This is a genomic window from Methylobacterium sp. CM6257 (assembly GCF_054611515.1).
In genome coordinates this window covers 4,835,134-4,859,975 of record NZ_CM137735.1, presented here as the reverse complement: position 1 = coordinate 4,859,975, position 24,842 = coordinate 4,835,134, and the positions used below count along the sequence as shown (strand labels likewise).

The window sequence follows — 24,842 nt, the reverse complement described above, 5'->3', positions numbered from 1 at the left end:
GCGCTCAGGGATTGACGCGCAAGCCGAGCAGGAACGTGTTCTCGCGGAAGCTCGAGCCGATCACCGTGCTGTCGAGCTGCTGGTAGATGTACGTGCCTCGTAAGGTCAGCCAGCGCGTGAAGTGGTAATCGAGCCGGGCTGTCGCCGAAAACCCGGTCTCGCGGATCGTGCTGCCCTGGTAATCGTTGCGCAGGAACGAGCCGCCAACCACGATCGACAGGTTGCGCAGAAGGTCGTGCTGCACCTCCAGGGTGGCCACGTCGGTGAGGATGCCGCTCGAGCCCGGGACGGTGGTCTCGGTGACGCCGGTCGCGGCCGTCAGGCGAACCGTCGTGAGAGGGCTCGCCGACCAGACGAGGGCCGCGTTGAGCAGCGGCGCATTGATGTCGCGCAGGCTCGGATCGACGTAGGTGCGGTGCTGGATGCCGGCCGAGATCTCGCCGGTGAGCGTGCGCGCGAGCCCGACGCTCGCGCCCAGAGCCACGGCAATGCCGTCCGAGTCGCGCTGCACACCGCCCGCGTCGAGGCGCAGGTCATAGACACGCGTATCGGCCAGGATGTCGATGAAGGGGCTGAAGTCGGGATTGACCTCATAGGCCGTGCGCAGCTGGAGGCTGTACTGGTTCAAGTTGCGGTCGGACTGGTTGATGATCGTCCCGTCGGCGAGCTTGGCATTGTCGAATTCCGAGCGGTCGACCGAGCCGCGCAGCGTCACCGACAGTCGGTTGAACGTCTCCGTGGCCCCGAGCGATGCCCCGTAAACCGCGAGTAGCGGGCGGCTCGTCGCCGTCGCCGCCAGCCCGGTCAGCGCCTGGAGGTTGGGGCTGGACGTGCGCTGCGTGTCGACCAGGAAGCGTCCCTCCGCGTCGATATGCAGATCCCGGCTCGCATCGATGCGCAGGCGCACGGTCCCGTCCGCGGCTGGGCGGCTGGCGGCCTCGTTCTGGGGTGTCTCCAGATACGAGCCGCGCAGAGAGCCCTGCAGGGCGCTTGAGGACCAATTGCTCTGGAAATCGACGGCCGCATCGGTGCGGAACGCCGCCGAGCCCTTGGCGAGCTCCCGGCTCGTCTGGTCCGGGTTCGAATCGTATCCCAAGCTCTGGGCGAAGCTCGGCAGCACCGTAAGAGTGCCGATCTGGTAGCCGATCGGCGCATAGGCGGGATCGGTCGGGATCGGCCGCGCCAAGTCCGTCCCAAGAATAAATCCCGGGGTCAGCAGACCGAGGGCCGGGGTGATCGCCAGCAGCGGTAGGATCGGCCGCACCGGCGTCACCGTCTGCGGCACTGGAACCCCGACCACCGGTTGCTGGATGATCGGGGTCAGCCGCAGCGACGGGCTCGGGATCTGCGTCACCTCCTGGGTGACCCTGCGGGTCGCCGAGCCGATCCGCCGGGGTGGGGCAGCGCGGGTCCTCAGGAGGCTGGTCGGAGTCAGGTTGTTCGGCGCCGTCGTGGTGCCGCCGGTCCGCTGACCGCCGCTGGTTACGCGCGTATCGAGCTGCGAGAGGCCGGGCTGCGAGCGCGACTGGGTCGGGATCGGGGGCGAGAGCGGCGATCGCAGGCTGTCGCCGCCGGTCTGATCCCCGCCCGGGGTGTCGCCGCTGGGCGAGGCGCGCCCGTCGTCGCGCGAGAGGCCGTCCGGAATGCGCCGTCGCAGGACCGGGAGGCCATTCGGGGCCGTATCCTGGCCAATACCCGGATTGTCGGGCTGACCGACGACCGGGCTCGTCGCGTCGAATCGCTGAGCCGAAACAGCGGAGGTGCCGAGCACGACTGCCAGCACCGCGACGGCAAGCCGCATCTCCTGCCGTCCTCGCCGGTCAGCGCACGCGGTCCGCACCTGATTTTGGCCTCCGCCGAAGTCCCGGACGCCGAATGCCGGGATCTACAGGTCATGCCGACCCCGAACAGGTCACCGGCATGGTTAATGAAGGCTAGCGGCCGCATGGTTAATGCCGCGTCAACGACGCTTCCGGCCCTGAATTCGCGATTTGGATCGAAATCATTCGAACACGCTGCTGGTACGATTGAGAGTTCCTGCAAAATCCGTTATCATCTCTCAGAATTCGATCACGTCCGGGAAGGGATGATCGAGGCGGATAGTTGCAACGACCGAGGTTCGCCGTGAGCGAGAGCGCAGAAAACGATCATGTCGAACACATCGAGCTCGCGGTCGATATCGTCGCGGCCTATGTGTCGAACAATTCCGTGCCGGCAGCCGATCTTCCGGGGTTGATTGGCGGCATTCACGCAGCGTTGAACAACCTTTCGACTGCAGGTCGTGCCTCGGGCACGCCAGTTGAGAAGTTGACCCCGTCGCAGATCCGGAAATCAGTCACCCACGATCACATCGTCAGTTTCGAGGACGGGAAGCCCTACAAGACTCTCCGTCGTCACCTGACGCTGCGCGGCCTCACGCCCGAGGCCTACCGGGAGAAGTGGGGCCTACCCCGGGACTATCCGATGACCGCGGCAAGCTACTCGGCCCAGCGCTCGGAGCTGGCTCGCGCCCTCGGGTTGGGACAGCAGCGCCGGAAGAGCCGGGGCGCTGCTGCCCAGGCCCCCGTGCAGGAGGCGGCACCCGCGACGGCGCCGAAGTCGCGGAGCCGGAAAAAGGCCCCGGCCGAGTAGCGACGATCGCCGGTCGGTTTGACAGGATCCTGCCGCGCATCTGACACGGCAGACCGGGGCGTCACCATGACGGCCGCTCCGGCGCCGCTGGAAGGTTCGCCCCGCCGCGATGGCAGGCTCGAAGCGCTATCCCACGTCGGTGGAGGTCGCCCGGCTCGCCGGCGTTTCCCAATCGGCCGTTTCCCGCACCTTCACGCCTGGGGCCAGCGTCTCGGCTCATACCAGCGGCGGGTTATGCTGACACGTTTGCCCATGTCCGGTTTGCGATGGCGGTGATGGTGTCTGGCGCGGCAATGAGCCAGTTCCAGGCGTCGCAGCACGCTTCGACAATGGCCTCGTAGCTGTCGTAGAGGCGATGGGCGAGTTTGTTGCGGCGTAAGTATTGCCAGATGTTTTCGACCGGATTGAGTTCAGGTGCGTATGGCGGCAGCATCAGGAGCGAGATGTTGCTGGGAACGACGAGATCAGTGCTCTTGTGCCAGCCAGCACCGTCCAGGACGAGAACGGCGTGGGCCCCCGGCGCCACGGTTCGAGCGAGTTCGGCCAAGTGCGCGTTGAGACCTTCGGTGTCGGCGCGCGGCATCACCAGGCCCGCGCCGACGCCGCGCTGCGGACAGACGGCACCGAACAGGTAGGCCGAGGCGTAGCGCGTGTCCTGCACGGCGCGCGGGCGCGTGCCTCGGCGCGCCCAGACGTAGGCCAGCGTGCCCTTCTGGCCGATCCGGGCCTCGTCCTGGAACCAGATCTCAAGCGGCTGGCCGCGGGCTTCCTCGGGGATCACCTGCGCGACCCGCGCGGCGAAGGTTTTTTAAAATCCGCCTGGGCCGCCGCGTCACAGTTCGGGTGACGCGGCCGCACCGAAACGTGGCGGAAGCCGCGGGCGTGCAGCAGATCCCCGATCGTGCGCTCGGCCATGACCACGCCGAAGCGAGCCTCTACCACCCGCTTGAGATCGCGGCGGCGCCAGCGCACCACCCCGTCCGCCGCCACGTCTGGACCCGCCTCGACGATCCGGTCGAACGCCGCCCGTTGCGCCGCACTCAGCAGGCCGGGACGTGCTGGACGCGGCCGATCCATCAGCCCTGCAACGCCGTCCACATTGTAGCGGTGCACCCAGTCCCGCAGGGTTTGTCTCTGCATCCCGGCGCTCTCCGCTGCCGCCGTACGCGATTGGCCATCCAGGACGGACGCAATCGCAAGACAGCGACGGGCTTGGGCAACACTCCGGCTCGACCGCGCCGCACGCCGAAGATCCTCGGCCGTCAGATCCAGGCGTGTGATCGCAAGTGTCATCGTACCGCTCCCGCCACTCAGCAGGACGCACAGAGTCACGCCAAACCCAGTCCGTCATTCAAAAAGGAGTCACGCCCGGCCGCCGTTGGTATCAGACCCGCGAGAAGGTCCTGGCCGCTGCCAAGGCCTTGGGCTTCCAGCCGAGCCTGATCCCGAAGATCATGCTGACCAACCGGTCCGGCCTGGTGGCGCTGGTGACCGGCGGTTTGGAAAGCGCGTTCTACGCCCGCGTCGTCCAGACCTTCGCGGCCCGCCTGCGCGAGGCCGGCAACCAAGTTGTGCTCGTAACCGTCGACAGCGACTACACCCTCGATGCCGTGGCTGTTCGTCTCGCCCAATATCGCGTCGACGCGATCGTCAGCGCGCTCGCTGTGCTCTCCCGGGAAGCGGCCGAGACACTCTCGGCATCCCGGATCCCGGTCGTTTCCTTTAATACGCCCGTAACCGCGGCCCGGGTGGGTTCGGTGGGATCGGATAATGTCCTCGGAGGCCGCAGGGCCGCCGAACTCCTGCACAGGCGCGGCGTGCGGCACCCGGCCTTCATCGCCGGACCGGCCGACAGCCCGGCCAGCACCGAACGCCTGGACGGCTTCCGCGGCGAGTCTCGCCGCCTGGGACTTCCGGATCCGCGGGTCGCCGGACAATCCTACACCTACGAGGGCGGCGCCGCCGCGGCTGCGCAACTCCTGAGTGCCGGTTCCATGGACGGCCTCTTCTGCGCCAACGACCTCTGCGCCCTCGGGGCCATCGACACCCTTCGGCAGGCGGGTCTGCAAGTGCCGGACGATGTCCGTGTGATCGGCTATGACGACATCCCGTCGGCAGCCCTGGCGGCTTATGAGCTCACCAGCTTCGACCAGGATGTCCCGGCGCTGGTGGAGACCGCCCTCGCGATGATCGACCGCATGTCGCGGGCGGAGGAGCCGGCCGGCGAGCGCATCCTCCTACCGCCGCGACTGATCGAGCGCGGCAGCACCGGCATGTGAAGGTCCAAAGACCTTCTGCTCCCTGCGCGCCGTGCAACGGTGCATCGCAACTGCATCGCTATGCAAAGGCAGGCGCGATGCGATCCTGTCCATGCTGCTTCGCACCATCGGGCGGCCTCTGCTCGCACCGAAGGACCTTGCCGTGCCGCCCCTGCCGATCCTTGCCCTCGCCGTCGCCTCGTTCGGGATCGGCACCACCGAGTTCGTCATCATGGGCCTGCTCCCTGAGGTCGCTCAGGGCTTCGGCGTGACGATCCCGCAGGCCGGCTATCTCGTCTCCGGATACGCCATGGGCGTCGTGATCGGCGCGCCGATCGTGGCAATCGCGACAGCGGGTCTTCCGCGCAAAACCGCGTTGCTGGCGCTGATGGGCGTCTTCCTTGCGGGCAATCTCGGCTGTGCACTGGCGCCAAACTACGGCCTGCTCATGGCCGCCCGGATCCTCACCGCCTTCGCGCACGGCGCCTTCTTCGGAATCGGAGCCGTGGTGGCCAGGGATCTGGTGCCGCGGGAGAAGCGGACGCAGGCCGTTTCCCTGATGTTCGCCGGCCTCACCGTCGCCAACGTGCTCGGCGTACCGCTCGGGACCGCACTCGGGCAGGCTGCCGGATGGCGGTCGACCTTCTGGGCGGTGGTTGCGATCGGACTCGCGGCCGGGCTCGCGATCCAAGTCTGCGTACCCGCCGGCCTTCCGGGCACGCGCGGCCGGCTCGTCAGCGAGTTCCGGGCGCTCGGCCGCTGGCCCGTCTTGCGGCCGATGCTGATCTCGACCCTGTCGTCCGTGAGCTTCTTCACGGTGTTCACCTACATCACGCCGTTCCTGACCGGCGTGACCAGGTATTCGCCCCAGGGCGTGACCGGCGTGCTGTTCGCCGCCGGCACGGGCCTGACGATCGGCAATCTCGCGGGTGGCCACTTCGCCGATCGCGGCCTGATGGCCACGATCCTCGGAAGCTTCCTGGGCATCGTGGTGGCGCTGCTGGTTCTGGCCGCCGTCGGCCACAACCAGACTCTCACGGTGGCGGTGCTGGTCCTGTGGTCGGCCCTGGTCTTCGCGCTGGTCTCACCGCTCCAGATCTGGGTGGTCGAGGCCGCAAGCGACGCGCCGAATCTCGCCTCGACCCTGAATCAGGGTGCGTTCAACTTCGGCAATGCCACCGGCGCCTGGATCGGCGGTACGGCCCTGACCTTCGGGGCGGGCTACGGCCAGCTTCCGCTGATCGCTGCCGCGGTGTCGCTCATCGGCCTCGGCCTGGCCCTGACGGCGGTGAGCCGGACGGGGCGGATCTTTTCGGCTTCCGCGCCGGGAGCCTGAGCCGATGGGTCAGTCTGCTCGGACGAGGTCGCCGAGCAGGCTCGCCGCGACGGTAGCCTTGGACACGGTCAGGCCGGACGCGCTGATCGCGTCCACCGCCTCGCGGATCCGCGCGAGCGGCGCGCCCCGGGCCTTCGACCACGCCTCCACGGCCCCGGGGCCTGGACCCAGATCGGCCACGACCTCGGCTGTGAGCTTGCGATGGGCGGCCGCGATGCCGGCGACGGCCCGCTCCAGGGCGACCCGATCGAACGTGTCGGACACGGGAACGGTTCGTGCCGCCGCGGCGAGATCGTCGAGGCGGAAGGCGTGCTCCAGAGCGAAGTGCGTCGCCGCCACTTCCTCCACAGGCCGCCCGCTCGCCTCCGCGACCCGGACGATGTCCGGCCCGGAGATGAGCGCGCTCAGGGAGGCGAGCCGGCGGGCCTGTGTCGGGGCCATGCCGTAGCCGGCAAGCTCGCTCTCGCGCGCGCTGATGGCCGCGAGCGCATCGCGGCCAAGGACCTTCGGGAGGGCGGCCTCGACTGCCGCGATCCCGTCCCGATAGCGCGTCACCACCGGCGCGAGGCCGCCGGTGAGATCGAGATTGCGGATGAACCAGACGATCCGATTGGTCAGCAGATCCTGCACCTCGGCGTAGAGGCCGAGCTGGGCTTGGCCGGAGACCCGGCCGGCCAGCTCGTCGATGGCGTGGTTCAGCTCCATCAATCCGAATGCGTCGCGGGTGACCGCGTAGGCCTTGGCGATGATGGCCGCGTCGGCGCCGGTCCCGTCCACGAGGCGCGTCACCAGGGACGGGCCGCCGCGGTTGACGATGATGTTGGCGAGCGCCGTGGCGATGATCTCGCGGCGCAGCCGGTGGCCCTTCACGGCATCGGGGAACCGCTCCCGCAAGGCCCCCGGGAAATAGCGCTGCAACTCGCGGTCGAAATATGGATCGTTGGGCACGGCGCTTCCGAGAATGGCATCGTGCAGCGACAGCTTGGCGTACGCGAGCAGCACCGCGTATTCCGGACGGGTCAGTCCCTCGCCACGGCGCATGCGCTCGGTGATCGCCGCGTCGTCGGGCAGGAACTCCACCGCGCGGTCGAGCCGCCCCTCCGCCTCCAGGGCCTGCATGGTCCGCATCGCGAAGCCGGTCTCGCCGAGGCTGCCGCGCTGGGCGAGGGAGAGGGCGAGCGTCTGGAGTTCGTTGTTGCGCAGGACGAGGCGCCCGACCTCGTCGGTCATGACGGCGAGCAGGGCGTTGCGCGCCTCGTAGCTCAACCGGCCGTCCCGCTCGGGCGTCATCAGGGCGATCTTGATGTTCACCTCCACGTCGGAGGTGTTCACGCCGGCCGAGTTGTCGATGGCGTCGGTGTTGAGCCGGACGCCTGCGCGAGCCGCCTCGATGCGCCCGCGCTGGGTGAGCCCGAGATTGGCACCCTCGCCGATGACCTTCGCCCGCAGCTCCGGCCCGGTAATGCGCACGGCGTCGTTGGCGCGGTCGCCGGCATCCTCGTCGGTCTCGGTGGTGGCGCGGACATAGGTGCCGATGCCGCCGAACCACAGCAGGTCGGCCGGCGCCTTCAGGATTGCCTGCATCAGCTCGGTGGGCGTCGCCTCGGCGCGGTCGAAACCCAGCGCCGCGCGGACCTGCTCGGAGAGCGGCACGATCTTGAGGCTGCGCGAGAAGACGCCGCCGCCCTCCGAGATCAGGCTCCGGTCATAATCCGCCCAGGAGGAGCGTCCGAGGTCGAACAGCCGACGCCGCTCAACGAAGCTCCGCGCCGCGTCGGGATTCGGATCGAGGAAGATGTCCCGGTGATCGAAGGCGGCGATCAGCCGGATGCTTTCGGAGAGCAGCATGCCGTTGCCGAAGACGTCGCCCGACATGTCGCCGACGCCGACCACGGTGATCGGATCAGTCTGCACGTCCACGTCGATCTCGCGGAAATGGCGGCGCACGGCCTCCCAGGCGCCGCGGGCGGTGATGCCCATGCCCTTGTGGTCGTAGCCCTGGCTGCCACCCGACGCGAAGGCGTCACCCAGCCAGTGCCCCTTCTCCAGTGAGAGCGCGTTGGCGATGTCCGAGAAGGTTGCGGTGCCCTTGTCGGCGGCGACCACCAGATAGGCGTCGTCCGGATCATGCCGCACCGTGTCGGGCGGCGGCACGACCGCATTGTCGACGATATTGTCGGTGAGTTCGAGCAGGGTGCGGATGAAGATCCGGTAGCTTTCGGTGCCCTCCTGCATCCAGGCGGCGCGGTCGGAGGCCCGCGGCAGGCGCTTGGGGAAGAAGCCGCCCTTCGCACCCACCGGCACGATAACGGCGTTCTTCACTTGCTGGGCTTTTACGAGGCCTAGGATCTCGGTTCGGAAATCCTCCGGCCGGTCCGACCAGCGCAGGCCGCCCCGGGCCACATAGCCGAAGCGCAGATGCACGCCCTCCACCCGGGGCGAGTAGACGAAGATCTCGAAGAGCGGCCGCGGCAGCGGCATCGCCGTGACCTTGGCGCAGGCGAACTTGAAGCTGATCGTCTCCCGCGGGCCGCCGCCGTCCGCCTTCTGGAAGAAGTTGGTCCTGACTGCCGCCTCGATGAGGTTGACGAACCGGCGCAGGATCCGGTCATCGTCGAGGCTGGTGACCTCCGCGAGCGCCGCTTCGATGTCGGCGCGGATCTCCGCCTCCTGGGCAGCCCGGTTCCCCGCCAGCGCCGGGTCGAACCGGGCGCGGAACAGCGCGACGATGGACCGGGCGATCCCGGCATGGCGGCTTAGCGTTCCGGCGAGGTAATCCTGCCCGTAGCGAATGCGCAGCTGGCGCAGGTAGCGCCCGAGGGCCCGGAGCAGCGCCGCCTCCCGCCAAGGGAGGGCGGCCTCCAGAACGAGCCGGTTGTACCCGTCCGATTCCGCGGCCCCGTCCGCGATGGCGAGCATCGCCGCCTCCAGCGGGCCTTCTTGCGCGGGCAGGTCGATCGCCGCGCCCGTTGCGCGCTCGATCAGCATGTCGTGGAGCCAGATCCGGGCGGCCTCGTCGGTCCCCGCCGGCACGATCCGATAGGTGCGCTCGTTGATGACGCGGAAACCGAGATTCTCGAGCCCCGGAACGCGGTCGGAGAGGGTGATCGCGGTGCCGCGCGAGAATACTTTCAGGCGAACCTGTGCTTCCGTGTCCGCGGCCCGGCGCCCGAGGTGAACGGCACGCGGCTGCGCCTCGCTCAACCCCTCCAGGACCGCCACGTCTTCCACCGCCACGTCCGGCTGGAAGTTGTCCCGGTAGGCCGCCGAGAAGGCGTCACCGTAGCGCGCGGCCAGGAGGCGCGCCCGGTCACCGCCATGGGTATCGGCCAGAGCCGCCCGGAAGGCGTCGCCCCAGGTGCGGACCAGCGCCGCGATGCCCGCTTCGAGGGCCGCCGGATCCTGTTCGGCAGTCCGCTCATCGGGCAACCCGATGATGTAGTGGATACGGGCGAGCGGCCCCTCCGGATAATCAGGCTGAGCCGCGCTGAGCCGACCACCATAGGCCTCGGCCAGATAGCTGCCGATCCGGGTGCGCACCGTCGAATCGTACCGGTCCTTCGGCACGTAGACGAGGAGCGAGACGAAGCGGCCGAACCGATCCGGACGTGACAGCACGCGGATCCGCGGCCGATCGGCCAGATTGGCGATGGCCAGCGTGAAGCGGTAGAGCCGCTCGACATCGATCTGGAACAGGTCGTCCCGCGGATAGCTCTCCAGCACCGCCAGCAGGCTGCGGCCGGCATGGCTCGTCGGATCGAGACCTGCGCGCTGGACCACGGCCTCGACCTTGCGGCGCAACACCGGCACATCCCGCGCGGAGTCCGTGTAGGCAGAGGCCGTAAACAATCCGACGATCCGCACCTCGCCCGACAGCTTCCCGGTTTCCGAGAACAGCTTGACGCCGACATAGTCCAGGAAGGCGGACCGGTGGACGCGGGACTTCACGCTCGCCTTGGTGATGATGAGCGCCTGCGGCTCCTGTAGGAATGCCAAGATCTCTGGCGTGTAATCGACCGGGGTCCGACCGCGCCGCAGGGGCGTAGCGCCGGGATCGCGCAGCACGCCGAGGCTTGATCCCTCGACGAGGGGGTGGGCCTCGCCGTCGATCCCGTGCTCCTGCATCCCGAGCAGCAGGAACTGCCCGTCCCTCAGCCAGCTCAGGAAGGCGCGCGCCTCCTCCGTCTCGGCCCGGGGTATCGGTGAGGGCGCGCGGCCCAGGTATTCCGCCAGTTCAGTGAGGCGCGCCAGCATCGTGGCGTGATCGTCAGTCGCCAGCGTCACGTCGCGGTAGACTTGGGCGAGGGCGTCGACCAGACGCGCGCCGGCCTCGCCCTCGAGCCGGTCGAGGTGGATGTGGATGAAGCTCTCCCGCGCCAGACTGCCATGAGCGTCCGCCGTCGTCTCGCCGACCACGCGGATCAGGGCACCGCTCCCGTCACGCTCGACGCCGAGGATTGGGTGCGCCACGAGGTGCGGGGACAACCCCTGCTCGGTCAGCTCGGCGAGCGTCGAGTCGAGGAGGAACGGGCGGTTGTCGTTGATGACTTCGAGGATCGTCATCTCCCGCAACCGGCCCTCTCTCATGAGTTCGGCCTCGCTCAGGCGCACCTGTGCCGGGTCGCCGGGCCGGCGCGGCCCGCTGAGGAATGTCCGGGCGTGCGCTGCGAGATCGGCGAGGCCGGAAGCCGGGTAGGGCGCCAGATCCTCCGGCGTCACGCGCCCGAAGAGGTCGCGCACGAACCCGCCCGGTCCTCCCTGACCGGTGACGATTTCCGCGGCTGCTTCGATCAGTCCGGTTCGGGCCGTCTTCTGCTCCGATGAGGACAACGCCGTGGCGGTCTCGAGTGTCATCGCGCTTCTCCCGAACCGGGCTCCGTGACAACAAGGGTTAGCAAAGTGATCCGCCGTGTCGATGACACCCCCCGCCGGTTTGCCGGCGAATGGGTGTCGATCGACGCAAACCGTCAGATCCGGCTTGCGCACGCGTATAAACGTGCATATACACGTATCGTGATCGACACGCCTTCAAACGAGCCCTGCACGTGCTCCGCCCTGCGCCGGGCCACGCGTGCCGTGACCATGGCCTACGATGCAGCGCTCCGCCCTGCCGGGCTGCGGGTGACGCAGTTCGCGATCCTGCGCCTGCTGGAGCGGCTCGGGCCCATCCCGGTGACGCGGCTTGCCGCCGAGGCCGCGCTGGAGCGGACCACGATGGGGCGCAATCTCGACCCGCTGGAGCGGCGCGGTCTCGTGCGGATCGCGGCCGGGGAATCGGACGCGCGCGAGCGTGTCGTTTCCCTGACTGAGCCCGGCCGCGAAGCGGTCGCGGCCGCGATGCCGTATTGGCGGGACGCGCAGGCCCGCATCAACGCGCGGGTCGACCCCGGGGCCGTGGTCGCCCTGGCGGAAGCCCTGATTTCATCTGCCTGACCGATCCCACCCCGCCCCGGAGCCCGACGATGCCCGCCACCGCCGAGACGCGCGCCGCGCCGCGCCTCCACTACGCCTGGATCGTCGCCGCGGTGACCTTCCTGGTGCTGCTCGTGGGGGCCGGCGTGCGCGCCACGCCGAGCGTGCTCATCGTCCCGTGGGAGCGGGAATTCGGCTGGACCGCGGCCACGATCGGCGTCGGGATCGCGCTCAACATCTTCCTGTATGGGATGATCGGGCCGTTCGCGGTGGCGATCATCGAGCGGTTCGGGCTGCGGCGGTCGGTCTGCGGTGCGCTCCTGATCCTCGCCGTCGGCACCGCCGCCACGAGCCTCATGACGGCGCCCTGGCAGATGGTTCTGCTCTGGGGCCTCGTCGTCGGCTCCGGGTCCGGCATGGTCGCCAACGTGCTCGGCGCCACAGTGGCCGGGCGCTGGTTTGCCAGGCGCCGCGGGCTCGTGCTCGGGATGCTCACGGCGAGCAGCGCCACGGGGCAGCTGGTCTTTCTGCCGATGCTGGCCTCGCTCGCGGTCGGCCAGGGCTGGCGCTCGGTCTCCCTGGTGGTCGCCGCCGCGACCCTGGCCCTGATCCCGCTGGTGGCCCTGCTGCTGCGCGACCGGCCGGCCGATATCGGTCTGCCCCGCTACGGCGAAGTCGCGGTGACACCGACGCCCGTCCTCGTGGAGAATCCAGCCCGGCGCGCTCTGCGCGGCCTGCGGACGGGCCTGCGCTCCCGGGACTTCTGGCTGCTCGCCGGCACGTTCTTCATCTGCGGCGCTTCCACCAACGGTCTGATCGGCACCCACCTGATCCCGGCCTGCATCGATCACGGCATCGCCGAGGTGACGGCCGCGGGCCTGCTCGCGCTGATGGGGATCTGCGATCTGGTCGGCACGACGGCCTCGGGCTGGCTCACGGACCGGTTCGACTCGCGCAAGCTGCTGGCCTGGTATTACGGCCTGCGTGGCCTCTCGCTGATCTTCCTGCCCTATTCTTTCGACTACAGCTTCTATGGCCTGTCGCTCTTCGCGGTCTTTTACGGGCTCGACTGGATCGCCACAGTCCCGCCCACCGTGCAGCTCGCCGGCAGGTCCTTCGGCGAGGAGAACGCCGCGCTGATGTTCGGCTGGATCGCCGCCGCCCACCAGATCGGCGCGGCCTCGGCGGCTTGGCTCGCCGGGATGGTTCGGACCGATACCGGCACCTATCTCGGCGCCTTCGTCTCGGCGGGCCTGCTGTGCCTCGTCGCGGCGCTGATGGCGGCCTTCGTGGGCCGGGCGCCGGGCACTTCGGCCCTGCGCCCGCTGCCGGCCTGAACTGCGCTGCGCGGGCGCGGTTGTCATAAGTGCGCCGCGTTGGACGAGCCCTGATCGGGCGGTCTCCAGACAGCCCGAGTGCCCGCCGTGACAGTCGCGATCCGGCCCTTGCCGCCGGCCCAAGAGGTTCGTGCCCCGAGCCCGTGGTCGGGGCCGGGCTTCGCCGAGTTCGTCGCCATCATCGCGCTGATGATGGCGGTGACGGCGATATCCATCGACAATCTGCTGCCGGCATTCCCGGCGATCGAGGCGCGCTTTTCCGTTCCGGATCCGAACCGGCTGCAGCTCCTCGTCTACGTCTACATGATCGGCTTCGGCTTCGCGCAGATCGTCTACGGGCCGGTCTCCGATGCCCTTGGGCGCCGTCCGGTCCTGCTGGCGAGCCTCGCGATCTACGTAATCGGCTGCGGCCTTGCCATGGTGGCGCCGAGCTTCGGCTGCCTGCTGGCGGCGCGGATCATCCAGGGCATGGGCGCGGCCGGCGGGCGGGTACTCTCGGTGGCGATCGTGCGCGACCGCTTCGCCGGCCGCGAGATGGCGAGCGTGATGTCGCTCACCATGATGGTGTTCCTGATCGTCCCGATGATCGCCCCGGCGCTCGGCGGGATGATGCTGGCGCTGGGCTCCTGGGTCTACGTCTTCGTCTCGATGCTGGTCCTGGCCTTCTGGCTGACCCTCTGGTTCTCCCTGCGCATGCCCGAGACGCTGCACAAGGAATACCGCCGCCCCCTCTCGCCGGCGGCGACCTGGGAGGCCATCCGGATCACTCTGAAGACCCGGGTCGCAGTCGGCTACGCCACCGCGCTGGGACTGATGACCGGCTGCATCATGGGCTATGTCGGATCGGCCCAGCAGGTGTTCGACACCGGGCTCTATCACCTCGGGCCGCTCTTTCCCCTGGCCTTCGGTCTGGTGGCGGGCGCCATGGGTGTGGCGACGCTGATCAATGCCCGCGTCGTCCGGCGGCTCGGAATGCGGGCGATGTCCCATTCGGGCGTCGCCGCCTTCACGGTGGTCGCCCTGATCCAGGTCGGCGTGGGGCTCGCCTATCACGGCCATCCACCCCTGGCGCTGTTCCTGTCGATCCTGGCGCTGAACCAGTTCCTGATCAGCTTCGCGATGCCGAACTTCAATGCCCTGGCGCTGGAGCCGCTCGGCGCCATCGCCGGAACCGCCTCGTCCTTCCTCGGCTTCTACACGACGATCCTGGGCGCCCTCTGCGGCTTCCTGATCGGTCAGTCCTTCGACGGCACCGTGCTGCCCGTGGGTGTCGGCTATGCCAGCCTTGGAGGACTCGCGCTTCTGGTCGTCGCCTGGACGGAGCGCGGTCGCCTGTTCCGCGGCGGTGTCTCCGGCTGAAGGGGCGGCTTAACGCGGTCTTCAGCGGCAAAGGCCAATGTTCGGGCGGTATCCCACCCGACCGGATCCACCGATGATTGCCCGCGCCCAGGACGGAACCCTTCTCGCCGCGCGGCTGCTGCTGGCCGCCGCGCTCCTGCCCACGGGGATTGCCCGTGCGCTCAACGTCTCCGGCTTCGCGCTGACGCTCGCCGGCAACGGCATGCCGTTCCCGAACGCCGTCGCCACGGCGGCCGTGGTCGTGCAGGTCTTCGGACCGCTGGCGCTCATCCTCGGGGTGCTGCCGCGACTCACGGGGCTCGCGCTCGCCGCCTTCGCGACCATCACGGCCTTCGCGCTCCACGCCTTCTGGCACTTCATCGGCCCGGCGGCAGTCGCCGAGCGGACGCTGATGCTCGCCGATCTCGGCCTCGCCGGGGGCTTCCTGATGTACACGCTGACAGGACCGGGAGCATGGAGCTGGCAGGGCTGGCGGGCCGGCGCGCTGTCGACCCCATCGAGCGCCAAACCGGCCGCGAAGGCTCCGGGGAAGGCTTCCGCCGCGCGAGGCGGCGGAAAGCGGCCGGCCGGACGGTCGCCCGCCCGGGCCGCGGCCTGATCAGCCGTGCCGCGGCCGCATCTCGGCGGGAGAGGGAGGTGGCGCGGCAACCCTCTGCCGGCCGGAGACCTCGGCCCCGGCATCCGCCGACAGCTTGCGGAAAGCCAGTACCGACACGGCCGAGATCACCGCCACGGCGAAGAATGCCGGCCCGAAATCGTCGGCCTCGATCCTCGTTCGACCATGGAGCCCGGCGGTTCCCTCCAGCGCCAGGGCGCCCAGGGTAACGCCGAGGCTAAGCGACAGCTGCTGGCACACGCTGGCGAAGCTCGTGGCCGCGCTCATCTCGCGGGATTCGAGGTCGGCGTACGCGATGGCGTTGACGCAGGTGAATTGGATCGAGCGCGAGCAGCCGCCGACGAACAGCAGGGCGACCATGATCCAGTGCGGTGTCTGCGCGGTGTAGAGCCCGTTCACCGCGAGGAAGGCCGAGGCGAGCGCTGCGTTCCAGACCATCAGGGTCCGGAAGCCGGTGCGGCGCAGGATCTTCGGCGCGAGGGTCTTCACGAACATCGCACCGGCGGCCGCCGCGAAGGTGATGAGCCCCGAATGAAGGGCGTCGAGGCCGAAGCCGACTTGCAGCATCAGCGGGAGCAGAAATGGGATCGCCCCGGTGCCGATCCGGAACAGGCTGCCGCCGATGACCGCGACCCGGAAGGTCGGCCTCTGCATCAGGTCAAGCCGCACGATCGGGTGAGCCACCCGCCGCGCATGCGCGAAATACAAAGGCAGCAGGAGTGCGCCCCCAGCGAGGCAGCCCCAGGACACGGCTTCCGGCAGGAGATGCCGCCCCGTGGAGGCGAGGCCGAGCATCAGCGCGGCGAGCCCCGTTCCGAGCAGCACGAAACCGAATACGTCGAGGGGCGGCCGCTCGGGCTCGCGTACATCCTCGAAGAACAGGCTCGCCAGCACGATCCCGACGCAGCCGATCGGCAAGTTGATAAAGAAGATCCAGCGCCAGTCGAACCAGGTGGTGATCAGGCCGCCGAGCGGCGGCCCGAGCACCGGGCCGACCAGCGCCGGGAAGGTGAGGTAGGCGAGCGCTGTCACGAGCTGGGACTTCGGCACGCTGCGCAGGACCACGAGGCGCCCCACCGGCACCATCATGGCGCCGCCCATGCCCTGCAGGAACCGAGCGGCGACGAACCATGCGAGCCCGTTCGCGGCCGCGCAGGCGAGCGACCCGGCCATGAACACCACGAGCGCGGCTCGGAAGACGGTCCGCGATCCGTACCGGTCGGCCATCCAGCCGCTCACCGGGATGAAGATCGCCAGACTGACCAGGTAGGAGGTCACGGCGAGCTTCAGGGCGATCGGGTCTTCCTGCAGACTCGCCGCGATGCTCGGCAGCGCCGTGGCGATCACCGTGGAATCGGTGTTCTCCATGAACAGCGCGGTGGCGACCGTCAGGGGGACGATCCAGAACGGTCTTTGAGCGGTCGCGGGCATCACACAGCAGACGCGTGTCGCGCCGCCGCGGTTGCACGGCAGCGCGGCCACCTCGCACCCTCGTGTTTCGCCATTGTATCCGTCCTGCAACAGAGGTTGAGCGCCTGAGAGGAACCACCTTTTTTACGGGTGCTCCAATGGCTAAGTTTCGATCACGCGGCCGTGAGGTCATGGAAGCCGGCCCGGGGCCGGGCCACGAGGATATCGATGCAATCCAGCCCCAGCCGGATCCGCCCCCTGTCGCGGATCGCCGCCGGCGTCGCCCTTCTCTCGATGGTGGCGGCCTGCGGCACCGTGCTCCTCAACGATCGCGGGTCCCTGACGCGCTACGACCGGCTGAAGGCCAGCGATCAGGTCGCTTCGGCCTCGCGAATCTATGTGGACCGGGCCGCCCTGGCCAAGGCCCGGACGGTGCGGATCATCCCGACGGCGTTCCACGCCGACGTGGCCGGCGCTGCGCCGCTGACCAAGATCGAGCGGCGCCTCATCGCCAACGCCGCCGACCGGGCACTCTGCTACGACCTGTCGCTGAAGTACGACATCGTGACAAGCCGCGATGCGGACCTGACCGTGCGGGCGCAGGTGACCCGGGTCGATCCCACGGATCTTCTCGGCGCCGGCGCCACCATCGCGGGCTCGGCCGGTGTGACGGTGGCCTCGCAGCTCGGGCTCAGCGTCGCCGAGGGCGTCGGGCGCGTGCCGATCCCGCGCGTGCCGATCGGGCTGGGCAGCCTCACGGTGGAGGCCGAGGCGCTTGACCGGAAGCGCGAACAGCGCGCCGCGATGGTGTGGGGCGGGGCGGCGAACTCATTCACGAGCCAGCCGCGCTACTCCCGGGCCAGCGACGCCTACGACCTCGCGGGCGACTTCGGGCAGGATTTTGGCTTCATGCTGGCGACCGGCGAGGATCCGTTCAAGGCGCCGAACACGCTCCCGACCTGGGATCGCATCCGCATCACCACCCTGGGCGAGGCACCCCTCGACCCGGATTGCGAGGCCTTCGGCCGGGCTCCGGGCATCGACGGTATGCTCGGCGACTATATCGGCCTGCCGCCCGAATATACCGACAAGGGACCCGCCGCGCCGGCGATGCGCTGAGCGGGTGTTGCCGGTCGTGGAAAAGCCGCGAGCCATGCGTGTTTTCGCATCGCGACGCGGCAACCGCGCATTGGCGCCGTCACGGAGCCCGTGATACTGGCACTTGCCAACCCGATCCCGCTGCGCGACCCGCGCGCCGCCGTCCGAGGAAAGTTGGCACATGGCCCGAGTAGAAACCGCATCGATCATCGAAGGCCTCACCTTCGACGACGTGCTCCTGCGGCCTGCCGCTTCTTCGGTGATGCCCACTGAGGTAAGCGTGGCTTCGCGGCTCACCCGCACGATCCCGCTGAACCTGCCGATCCTCGCCTCCGCGATGGACACCGTCACCGAGGCACCGATGGCCATCGCCATGGCGGCCAATGGCGGCATGGGCGTGATTCACCGCAACCTGGAGCCGCCGGAGCAGGCCGAGCAGGTCCGCCTCGTCAAGAAGTACGAGTCCGGCATGGTGATGAACCCGATCACCATCCACCCGGACGAGACGCTCGCCGACGCCTTCGAGGTGATGAAGCGCAACCGCATCTCCGGCATCCCGGTGGTTGAGCGCGGACCCAACGGCTCGCGGGGCAAGCTCGTCGGCATCCTCACCAACCGTGACGTGCGCTTCGCGACGAATTCCGCACAGCCGGTCGCGGAGCTGATGACCCGCGACCGCCTGATCACGGTCCGCGAGGGCGTGACCCAGGACGAGGCCAAGCGCCTCCTGCATCAGTTCCGGATCGAGAAGCTGCTGGTCGTCGACGACCATTACCGCTGCATTGGCCTGATCACCGTCAAGGACATCGAGAAGCGGGTCGCCTATCCGAACGCCGTCAAGGACGAGCAGGGCCGCCTGCGGGTCGCGGCCGCCACGACGACGGGCGATAGCGGATTCGAGCGCGCCGAGCGCCTGATCGATGCCGGCTGCGACGTGATCGTGGTCGATACCGCGCACGGCCATTCGATCAAGGTGCTCGATGCCGTCGCGCGGGTGAAGCAACTCTCCAACGCCGTGCAGGTCGTGGCCGGCAACGTCGCGACGCGGGACGGCGCGCAGGCGCTGATCGATGCGGGCGCCGATGCCATCAAGGTCGGCATCGGCCCGGGCTCGATCTGCACGACCCGCATCGTGGCGGGCGTCGGCGTGCCGCAGCTCACCGCTTTGATGGAGGCCGTCGAGGCCGCCGGGGATTCCGACATCCCTGTCATCGCCGATGGCGGCATCAAGTATTCGGGCGACCTCGCCAAGGCGATCGCGGCCGGCGCCTCCGTGGCGATGCTCGGCTCGCTGCTCGCCGGCACCGATGAGGCGCCCGGCGAGGTGTTCCTCTACCAGGGCCGCTCCTACAAGTCGTATCGCGGCATGGGCTCGGTGGGCGCGATGGCCCGCGGCTCGGCCGACCGCTACTTCCAGGCCGAGGTGAATGACACCCACAAGCTCGTGCCGGAGGGCATCGAGGGTCAGGTTCCCTACAAGGGCCCGGTGGGCAACGTGCTGCACCAGCTCGCCGGCGGCCTGCGCGCCGCGATGGGCTACGTCGGCGGCGCCACAATTCCTGAGTTCCAGGAGCGGGCGCGCTTCATCCGCATCACCAATGCCGGCTTGCGCGAGAGCCACGTGCACGACGTGACGATCACCCGCGAGAGCCCGAACTACCCGTCCCGGACCTGAGGTGACCGATGCGCACGCTGATCGTCGGGGCCGGCGCGACCGGCGGCTATTACGGGGCGCGCCTCGCCGAATCCGGTGCCGACGTGACCTTCCTGGTCCGTCCGGCTCGGGCGGAGAAGCTCGCCGCAAACGGCCTCGTCTTGCGCAGTCCCCTCGGTGACCTGCACATCCCCAACCCTCCGACCGTGACGGCCGACCGGCTGGCGCAGGCGGGCCGGTTCGACCTGATCCTGCTGTCCTGCAAGGCCTACGACCTCGACAGCGCCATCACGGATCTCGCTCCGGCGGTGAGCGAGGGCACGGCGATTCTGCCGGTCCTCAATGGCATGGCCCATCTCGACGCCCTCGACGCCCGCTTCGGCGCGGAGCGCGTTCTCGGCGGCTCCTGCGCCATCGCGGCGACACTCGCTCATGACGGGGCGATCCGGCACATGAGCGAGCTCTGCAGCATCACCTACGGCGAGCGGGACGGCTCGCGCTCGTCTCGGATCGAGGCGGTCGACGCCCTAATGCGCGGGCTGAAGTTCCAGCCGCGGCTCAGTGACGTGATCCTGCAGGAGATGTGGGAGAAATGGGTCTTCCTCGCGACGCTCGCAGGGGCCACCACCCTGATGCGCGCCGCCATCGGCGACATCGTTGCCGCGCCCGGCGGTGCAGCCTTCATCGCAGCCCTGCACGCGGAGTGTTCGGCGGTGGCGGCCGCCAGCGGCTACGAGCCGCGGGCCGTGGCTGTCGAGCGCGCGCGTGGGCAATTGACGGCACCCGGCTCCACCTTCACGGCCTCGATGCTGCGCGACATCGAGAACAAGGGTCGGATCGAGGCGGATCACGTGATCGGCGACCTGATCGCGCGGGGGCGCCGGCTCCTTCCGGATGTGGCCTTCCCGGTGCTGACGGAGGTCTACACCGCGCTCAAGGCCTACGAGGCAAGGCGGACGCGGGAATCGGCCTGAGCCGCGCCCGCGCCCGAAACTCTCAGTAGCGGCCGGGCGGCGGCGGAGGCGGGTTGCCGTATTCGAGCTGCGTCTTGGCGTCGACCGGCCGGCGCGGCGGCGGCGTCAGGTCGGGGGTGGCGGCGGGGGCACTCGCGCAGGCAGCGAGTGATGCGGCGACGAGGCCCGCGAGGGCGACGCGAATGGCAGAGGACATGGGCTGAAGAACTCCCGGGCATGCCCGGCGTCGGACCGCACTGGTCCGCAGCCGGCGGATGCCATACGACACGCGGCCGGCCCGCGCGGCGAGCCGCCCTCCGACGGTCTGGGCCGCGATCGTGCTTGAAGCTCGGCCGTAACGTGGCGGCATCGTGAGCCAAGCGTGGCCGTTTCGCGTCACCGTCGACTCATTCTGGAAGGAACAGGCCCCTGACCCCCGCCGCCCGCTGCTCCGCTGCCATCGAGGTCCTGACCGATATCGCCGAGCGGCGCCGACCGGCCGCGGATGCCCTCAAGGACTGGGGTCTCGCGCACCGCTTCGCCGGTTCGGGCGACCGGGCCGGAATCGCCAGCCTCGTCTACGATGCGCTGCGTCGCCGGTCGTCCGCAGCCTGGATCATGGGCTCGGATACGCCGCGCGCCATCCTGATCGGCTCGCTCCGGCTGCAGCAGGGGCTCGCGGGCGCCTCGGTGGCGGCCCTGTTCTCGGGCGAGCGCTTCGCCCCCGAACCGCTGAGCGGCGACGAGCGTGCGCGACTCGACACCGGGAGCCTTGAGGGTGCACCGCCGGAGGTCGCCGGCGACGCGCCGGCTTTCGTGCTTCCGGAACTCTCGGCCGCGCTCGGTGACGAGTTCGTCCCGGAGCTCAGGGCGCTCGCCCGGCGCGCGCCTCTCGACGTTCGCGTCAACGCGCTGCGGGGCAGCCGCGACGACGCGATGCCCGCGCTGGCGGCCTTCGGGGCCGCCCCGACGCCGCACGCGCCGCAGGGCCTGCGGATCCCCATCGGGGCGGACGGGCGCGGCCCGGCGCTCCACGTCGAGGCCGAGTTTCTGGAGGGCTGGTACGAGATCCAGGACGAGGGTTCGCAACTCGCCGCGCTCCTGGCCGATCCGCGATCCGGCGAGACGATCGTCGATCTCTGCGCCGGCGGCGGCGGCAAGACTCTGGCTCTCGCGGCCCAGACCCGCAATGGTGCCTGCCTGATCGCCACCGACGGCGATCCGCGCCGGCTCGCTCCGATTCACGAACGCCTGCGTCGGTCCGGTGCCGTGGCCGAGGTGCGCACCCCGCGGAGCGGCAAGGCGCGGGTGGACGTGCTGGAGGATCTCGACGGCAGCGTCGATCGGGTGCTGGTGGACGCGCCCTGCACCGGTTCGGGCACATGGCGGCGCAATCCGGACGCCAAGTGGCGGCTTCGTCCCGGCAGCTTGTCGCTCCGGACGACCGAGCAGGCCCAGGTCCTCGACCGGGCGGCCCGGCTGGTGCGCCCGGGCGGGCGGATCGTCTACGTCACCTGCTCGCTCCTGCCCGCGGAGAACGATGCTGCCGTGGCCGGCCTGCTGTCGCGCTGGCGCGGGCGCTTCGATGTCGTCCCGGCGGATGCTGTTCTGGCAGCGGGACCGGCCTCCCTTCGGGACGCCGTGCGGATGACCGCCCACGGGGTGCAGATGAGCCCGCTGCGCACCGGCACGGACGGGTTCTACGTCGCCGTGATCGCGCGGCGGGGCTGAACGGCTCCGGTTGCGGAACCGGCCTCGCCACCCGAGGCGTTGGAACGGGACTTCGTCGGGAGCCGGCTCCGCCGAGAGGCGGGCCTGACCGCGCCCTCATCCGGGAGACGCCCTTGCGCCTCGACCGCCGAATCCTGCTCGCCGGGCTCGGGAGCGCCCTGGGTCTGCGCTCCGCCCGCGCCGGGGATAGTGGCCCGCCGGAAGTAGCCCCTCATGAGGCGATCCGCGCTCTGCCGCGCTCGCTGCCCGGTGCGGATCTCCAGGTGATCGATCTGTGGCCGGGCGGGCCGCCGGGCGGCGGGAGCGGGCCCGATTCGGACGGATACCGCTACGTCGAAGGCGCCATGGGCGACATCACGCGGGTGGCGCGGCCCTGTCTTCTGGTGATGCGGCCGGCCAACGCCAACGGTGCCGCGATGATCGTCGCGGCCGGGGGCGGCTACGCGTTCATCGCCATCGGCCACGAGGGTGTGCCGGTGGGACGAGTCCTGAACGCGGCGGGCATCACGGTCTTCCTGCTCGTCTATCGGCTGCCGGCGGAAGGATGGGGTTCGGGGCCCGATGCGCCGCGGCAGGACGCGCAACGCGCCCTGCGCCTCGTGCGGGCGCGCGGAACCGAGTTTGGCGTCGACCCGGCCCGGGTCGGCGTCCTGGGCTTCTCGGCGGGCGGACACCTCATGGGCGAGACCGCCGTCGGCAGTGCTCAGGACCTCTACGCGCACGTGGATCCCGCCGATGCACAACCGGTTCGACCGGTCCTGGCCGGACTGATCTATCCCGTCATCACCATGCGCAAGCCGTTCGACCGGACCCATACCCGCCGGATCCTGGTGGGAGACGACGTCACGCCCGCCGAGATGAAGACCTACTCGGTCGACCTGCAGGTCGGGCCGGAGACGCCGCCGACCTTCCTGGTCCAAGCGATCGACGATCCCGTCGCGGTGGCCGACCACCCGCTGCTGATGTTCTCGGCCCTGCGCAAGGCACGGGTGCCGGCCGAACTGCACCTGTTCGAGCGCGGCGGCCGCGGCTTCGGCCTCGGCGTACCCGGCAGCCCGGCAGCGGCGTGGCCGGGCCTGTTCCTGGCCTGGATCCGCCTGCACGGATTCCTGCGCGGCTGACCGGTCAGCTCTCGCCGGTTTGCAGGCGATGAAGCTTGGCGACCTTCGGCCGGCTGGTCCGGAATTGGCCCCGCTCCACCGACACGAAGACCACGATGGCGATGGCCAGCGTCGTCAGCCACCAGATCGCCGTGAGTCCGACGCCCAGGCAGGCCACCGTGAAAGCGGCCGCGAAACAACCCATGGCCCCGGGTACCAGGGCTGGCCCGTCACGCCCGGCGCGGCGGATTGAGGCATAGAGCGCGAAGGCCGCGGCCAGCGCGCCGACGACCCCGAGCTCGTACCAGAACTCGAACAGCGCCGTGGTGGGAGCATTCGGCGGTAGCAGACCGACCAAGCGTCCGCGCAGGGCGGTCTCGAAGCCATGGCCGGTGATGAGCCGCACCGGATCGGTGGTCACGACCTTCTGCCAGCTCTTCAGCGACAGGACGGCTGGAGCGAGGGGGCCGAGCAGGGCGGCTCCCACGGGCCTCGCTAGGAAAGGCAGCAGGGGTGCGACAGCGAGCAGGACGGCGGAGAGGACGGCCGTGAGGGTCACGCCGAGCTTCGGCCGGTAGCTCGTCATCGCGAAGGCGAGGGTGCCGACGGCGAGCGCGGCGATCTGGGTCGCGTCGGGCTGCACCGTGAGGGCGAGGGCGACCAGAAGGGCGAGCCCGAGGGCCTCGCGGTCACGCCGCCGGGACCGCAGCCAAGCCAGTGCCGGCCAGACCAGCAGGATCAGCAGGACAAGGCCGCGATCCAGCGCCCCGTCATCCTCGATGCCGGACCGCGTCATGTGGGCGCCGAACAGGCCGAGCACGATCGCCACGATGGCGCCGGCAACAACACCGAGCGGCAGCAGGTAGAGGTTGGCCGAGCGCATCCGGTCGGGCAGGGCGAGATATCCCAGCAGGGCGAGCCCGATCGTGGCGGCAAGGTTGGCAAGGCGCTCCAGAGCGGCCCCGAGGAACGGCGTCCAGGCCAGCGACAGCGCCGACCACAGGACCACCAGCATGCCGGCCAGGAAGGCCGGCGCGCTCAGCAGTCGCTGGGCGGCCGGACGGACTGGACGCTGCCGACGATCGATTACGCTGGCGATGATCAGGAGGATGACGGCGATCGGCGCAATGATCACGGAGGCTCGGCGGGCCACCTGCGCCAGGACCGGCAGCACCACGAAGAGGCCGAAAAAGCCGATGCGCCGCAGGAGCGCGGCAGCGTCGAGCGCCGGATCGATGGTGGAGGAATTCGACGCGCGCGGCATCTTGCGCTTTCTCCCGGACCGGGACGGCCGGCTCCCTGCTCGATACGCAAGGCTCGCGCAAGCCGCTGTAGACGATGCGCCACACTCCCGGCCGCGCGTCAGCCTCAGGCCACGGTCGGGGTCTCACGCGGCCGGCGGCGCACCACCCGCCGACCGACGTCAGACACAACGCGCCAGCCGCCCCAGGCGGCGAAGAAGCCGATCAGCCCTGCGGCTAAGCCGTCGGCGCTGGTGGGTACGGCCGGGCTGAAATTCCGGTAGGTGGCCTCCGCCACCGGCAAGTCCGGATCGCGCAGCATCGCGACGACGCGGCCGAGGGGGCTCGTCGCCGAGGCCAGGGCCTGCTGCTGGGCACTCAGCCGGGCGAGCCGTGCGATGTCGGCCTGGGCCGCCTCGCCGCGCCGGGCAACGAGCTGATCCGGGTTGGTGCGCAGCCGGTCCACGGCCCCGTCGCGGGTTGTGCCGGAGGCCTGCGCGTCGGTTTCGAGTACCGCCACCTGCCGGCGCAGTTCGTCCGCGGCACCGCCGAGCCGCTGTGCATATTGCTGCGCGAATTCGGGAGCCTGCGCCGCGATCACGCCGCCGAGTAGGCCCAGGGCGAGCCCGAGGGTGCGGATTACGCGGAACACGTCAGGCCTCCCGCCGGATGAATCGACCCCCGACAAAGAGCATGCCGGCGGCCA

19 protein-coding genes and 1 pseudogene are annotated in these 24,842 nt (G+C 69.8%); 13 read left to right on the top strand and 7 right to left on the bottom strand.

The genetic code is table 11. From position 1 onward, the window contains the following. Window positions 1-4: 4 nt before the first annotated feature. The gene (locus tag ACYCO6_RS23610) at window positions 5-1,801 is read right to left on the bottom strand and encodes an outer membrane beta-barrel protein (protein ID WP_459763845.1); all 1,797 of its coding nucleotides are present in this window, start codon (window positions 1,799-1,801) and stop codon (window positions 5-7) included. Window positions 1,802-2,124: 323 nt separating this feature from the next. Here ACYCO6_RS23610 and ACYCO6_RS23605 point away from each other — a divergent pair, with 323 nt between their 5' ends. Both ACYCO6_RS23605 and ACYCO6_RS23600 read left to right on the top strand, forming a co-directional pair. Beyond that, on the top strand, window positions 2,125-2,631 hold the full coding sequence (locus ACYCO6_RS23605) for a Ros/MucR family transcriptional regulator (RefSeq protein ID WP_459763843.1): 507 nt from the start codon (window positions 2,125-2,127) through the stop codon (window positions 2,629-2,631). 109 nt (window positions 2,632-2,740) lie between these two features. Then, window positions 2,741-2,854 (top strand): annotated as a pseudogene (locus ACYCO6_RS23600) (LacI family DNA-binding transcriptional regulator); the annotation flags it as partial. A gap of 9 nt (window positions 2,855-2,863) precedes the next feature. On the opposite strand, the gene ACYCO6_RS23595 reads toward ACYCO6_RS23600, so the two are convergent. Further along, window positions 2,864-3,924, bottom strand: a protein-coding gene (locus tag ACYCO6_RS23595; protein ID WP_459763841.1) for an IS630 family transposase whose coding sequence is annotated in 2 segments (ribosomal slippage) — window positions 2,864-3,423 and window positions 3,423-3,924 — 1,062 coding nt in all. Because the reading frame shifts where the segments join, the coding sequence is not laid out codon by codon here. 161 nt (window positions 3,925-4,085) lie between these two features. Between ACYCO6_RS23595 and ACYCO6_RS23590 the strand changes: the two genes are divergently transcribed. Together ACYCO6_RS23590 and ACYCO6_RS23585 are read left to right on the top strand one after the other, a co-directional pair. Then, complete coding sequence (locus ACYCO6_RS23590) at window positions 4,086-4,910, top strand: substrate-binding domain-containing protein (RefSeq protein WP_459763839.1); 825 nt, start codon at window positions 4,086-4,088, stop codon at window positions 4,908-4,910. Window positions 4,911-5,052: 142 nt separating this feature from the next. Continuing rightward, window positions 5,053-6,225, top strand: coding sequence for an MFS transporter (locus tag ACYCO6_RS23585; protein WP_459773681.1), 1,173 nt, complete (start codon window positions 5,053-5,055; stop codon window positions 6,223-6,225). 9 nt (window positions 6,226-6,234) lie between these two features. Here the strand turns inward: ACYCO6_RS23585 and ACYCO6_RS23580 are convergent, their stop codons facing one another. Beyond that, on the bottom strand, window positions 6,235-11,079 hold the full coding sequence (locus ACYCO6_RS23580; RefSeq protein ID WP_459763837.1) for an NAD-glutamate dehydrogenase: 4,845 nt from the start codon (window positions 11,077-11,079) through the stop codon (window positions 6,235-6,237). 228 nt (window positions 11,080-11,307) lie between these two features. Here ACYCO6_RS23580 and ACYCO6_RS23575 point away from each other — a divergent pair, with 228 nt between their 5' ends. The 4 genes from ACYCO6_RS23575 (at window position 11,308) to ACYCO6_RS23560 (ending at window position 14,931) form a co-directional block, all read left to right on the top strand. Next, the gene (locus ACYCO6_RS23575) at window positions 11,308-11,658 is read left to right on the top strand and encodes a MarR family winged helix-turn-helix transcriptional regulator (protein ID WP_459763835.1); all 351 of its coding nucleotides are present in this window, start codon (window positions 11,308-11,310) and stop codon (window positions 11,656-11,658) included. A 29-nt stretch (window positions 11,659-11,687) separates the two neighbouring features. Further along, entirely contained in the window at window positions 11,688-12,974 is a 1,287-nt protein-coding gene (locus ACYCO6_RS23570) for an MFS transporter (RefSeq protein WP_459763833.1), read from the top strand. A 192-nt stretch (window positions 12,975-13,166) separates the two neighbouring features. Continuing rightward, window positions 13,167-14,333 carry a multidrug effflux MFS transporter gene (locus ACYCO6_RS23565; protein WP_459773679.1) on the top strand — a complete coding sequence of 389 codons (1,167 nt, stop codon included), beginning with the start codon at window positions 13,167-13,169 and terminating at the stop codon, window positions 14,331-14,333. A 73-nt stretch (window positions 14,334-14,406) separates the two neighbouring features. Further along, window positions 14,407-14,931 (top strand): DoxX family protein, encoded by a 525-nt coding sequence (locus ACYCO6_RS23560; RefSeq protein WP_459763831.1) that lies wholly within the window; start codon window positions 14,407-14,409, stop codon window positions 14,929-14,931. Here ACYCO6_RS23560 and ACYCO6_RS23555 read toward each other — a convergent pair whose 3' ends face one another. Further along, complete coding sequence (locus ACYCO6_RS23555) at window positions 14,932-16,380, bottom strand: MFS transporter (protein ID WP_459773678.1); 1,449 nt, start codon at window positions 16,378-16,380, stop codon at window positions 14,932-14,934. It lies immediately after the preceding gene. A gap of 207 nt (window positions 16,381-16,587) precedes the next feature. Here ACYCO6_RS23555 and ACYCO6_RS23550 point away from each other — a divergent pair, with 207 nt between their 5' ends. The 3 genes from ACYCO6_RS23550 to panE all read left to right on the top strand — a co-directional run bounded on the left by ACYCO6_RS23550 (window position 16,588) and on the right by panE (window position 20,085). Further along, window positions 16,588-17,478: a DUF3313 domain-containing protein gene (locus ACYCO6_RS23550; protein WP_459763829.1), complete on the top strand. Its 891-nt coding sequence runs from the start codon at window positions 16,588-16,590 to the stop codon at window positions 17,476-17,478. A gap of 160 nt (window positions 17,479-17,638) precedes the next feature. Continuing rightward, window positions 17,639-19,132 carry an IMP dehydrogenase gene (guaB, locus tag ACYCO6_RS23545; protein WP_459763827.1) on the top strand — a complete coding sequence of 498 codons (1,494 nt, stop codon included), beginning with the start codon at window positions 17,639-17,641 and terminating at the stop codon, window positions 19,130-19,132. Window positions 19,133-19,140: 8 nt separating this feature from the next. Beyond that, window positions 19,141-20,085 carry a 2-dehydropantoate 2-reductase gene (gene panE, locus ACYCO6_RS23540; protein WP_459763825.1) on the top strand — a complete coding sequence of 315 codons (945 nt, stop codon included), beginning with the start codon at window positions 19,141-19,143 and terminating at the stop codon, window positions 20,083-20,085. Between the two features lie 22 nt (window positions 20,086-20,107). On the opposite strand, the gene ACYCO6_RS23535 is transcribed toward panE, so the two are convergent. Next, entirely contained in the window at window positions 20,108-20,281 is a 174-nt protein-coding gene (locus ACYCO6_RS23535) for a hypothetical protein (RefSeq protein ID WP_459763823.1), read from the bottom strand. A 212-nt stretch (window positions 20,282-20,493) separates the two neighbouring features. Here ACYCO6_RS23535 and ACYCO6_RS23530 point away from each other — a divergent pair, with 212 nt between their 5' ends. Beyond that, window positions 20,494-21,795, top strand: a complete 1,302-nt coding sequence (locus ACYCO6_RS23530; RefSeq protein WP_459773676.1) for an RsmB/NOP family class I SAM-dependent RNA methyltransferase — start codon at window positions 20,494-20,496, stop codon at window positions 21,793-21,795. Window positions 21,796-21,908: 113 nt separating this feature from the next. Beyond that, window positions 21,909-22,916, top strand: a complete 1,008-nt coding sequence (locus ACYCO6_RS23525; RefSeq protein WP_459763821.1) for an alpha/beta hydrolase — start codon at window positions 21,909-21,911, stop codon at window positions 22,914-22,916. A 4-nt stretch (window positions 22,917-22,920) separates the two neighbouring features. Here ACYCO6_RS23525 and ACYCO6_RS23520 read toward each other — a convergent pair whose 3' ends face one another. Together ACYCO6_RS23520 and ACYCO6_RS23515 are read right to left on the bottom strand one after the other, a co-directional pair. Beyond that, window positions 22,921-24,159, bottom strand: a complete 1,239-nt coding sequence (locus ACYCO6_RS23520; RefSeq protein WP_459763819.1) for a peptide ABC transporter permease — start codon at window positions 24,157-24,159, stop codon at window positions 22,921-22,923. A gap of 104 nt (window positions 24,160-24,263) precedes the next feature. After that, the gene (locus ACYCO6_RS23515) at window positions 24,264-24,788 is read right to left on the bottom strand and encodes a DUF2937 family protein (RefSeq protein WP_459763817.1); all 525 of its coding nucleotides are present in this window, start codon (window positions 24,786-24,788) and stop codon (window positions 24,264-24,266) included. Between the last annotated feature and the right edge of the window lie 54 nt (window positions 24,789-24,842).

Bases quoted from the DNA above. Each gene is read 5' to 3' on its own strand.
- ACYCO6_RS23550 (WP_459763829.1), top strand. From the start codon at position 16,588: ATGCAATCCAGCCCCAGCCGGATCCGCCCCCTGTCGCGGATCGCCGCC.
- ACYCO6_RS23610 (WP_459763845.1), bottom strand. From the start codon at position 1,801: ATGCGGCTTGCCGTCGCGGTGCTGGCAGTCGTGCTCGGCACCTCCGCT.
- ACYCO6_RS23570 (WP_459763833.1), top strand. From the start codon at position 11,688: ATGCCCGCCACCGCCGAGACGCGCGCCGCGCCGCGCCTCCACTACGCC.
- ACYCO6_RS23555 (WP_459773678.1), bottom strand. From the start codon at position 16,380: ATGCCCGCGACCGCTCAAAGACCGTTCTGGATCGTCCCCCTGACGGTC.
- ACYCO6_RS23575 (WP_459763835.1), top strand. From the start codon at position 11,308: ATGGCCTACGATGCAGCGCTCCGCCCTGCCGGGCTGCGGGTGACGCAG.
- ACYCO6_RS23535 (WP_459763823.1), bottom strand. From the start codon at position 20,281: ATGTCCTCTGCCATTCGCGTCGCCCTCGCGGGCCTCGTCGCCGCATCA.
- panE (WP_459763825.1), top strand. From the start codon at position 19,141: ATGCGCACGCTGATCGTCGGGGCCGGCGCGACCGGCGGCTATTACGGG.
- ACYCO6_RS23520 (WP_459763819.1), bottom strand. From the start codon at position 24,159: ATGCCGCGCGCGTCGAATTCCTCCACCATCGATCCGGCGCTCGACGCT.
- guaB (WP_459763827.1), top strand. From the start codon at position 17,639: ATGGCCCGAGTAGAAACCGCATCGATCATCGAAGGCCTCACCTTCGAC.
- ACYCO6_RS23560 (WP_459763831.1), top strand. From the start codon at position 14,407: ATGATTGCCCGCGCCCAGGACGGAACCCTTCTCGCCGCGCGGCTGCTG.
- ACYCO6_RS23580 (WP_459763837.1), bottom strand. From the start codon at position 11,079: ATGACACTCGAGACCGCCACGGCGTTGTCCTCATCGGAGCAGAAGACG.
- ACYCO6_RS23590 (WP_459763839.1), top strand. From the start codon at position 4,086: ATGCTGACCAACCGGTCCGGCCTGGTGGCGCTGGTGACCGGCGGTTTG.
- ACYCO6_RS23565 (WP_459773679.1), top strand. From the start codon at position 13,167: ATGGCGGTGACGGCGATATCCATCGACAATCTGCTGCCGGCATTCCCG.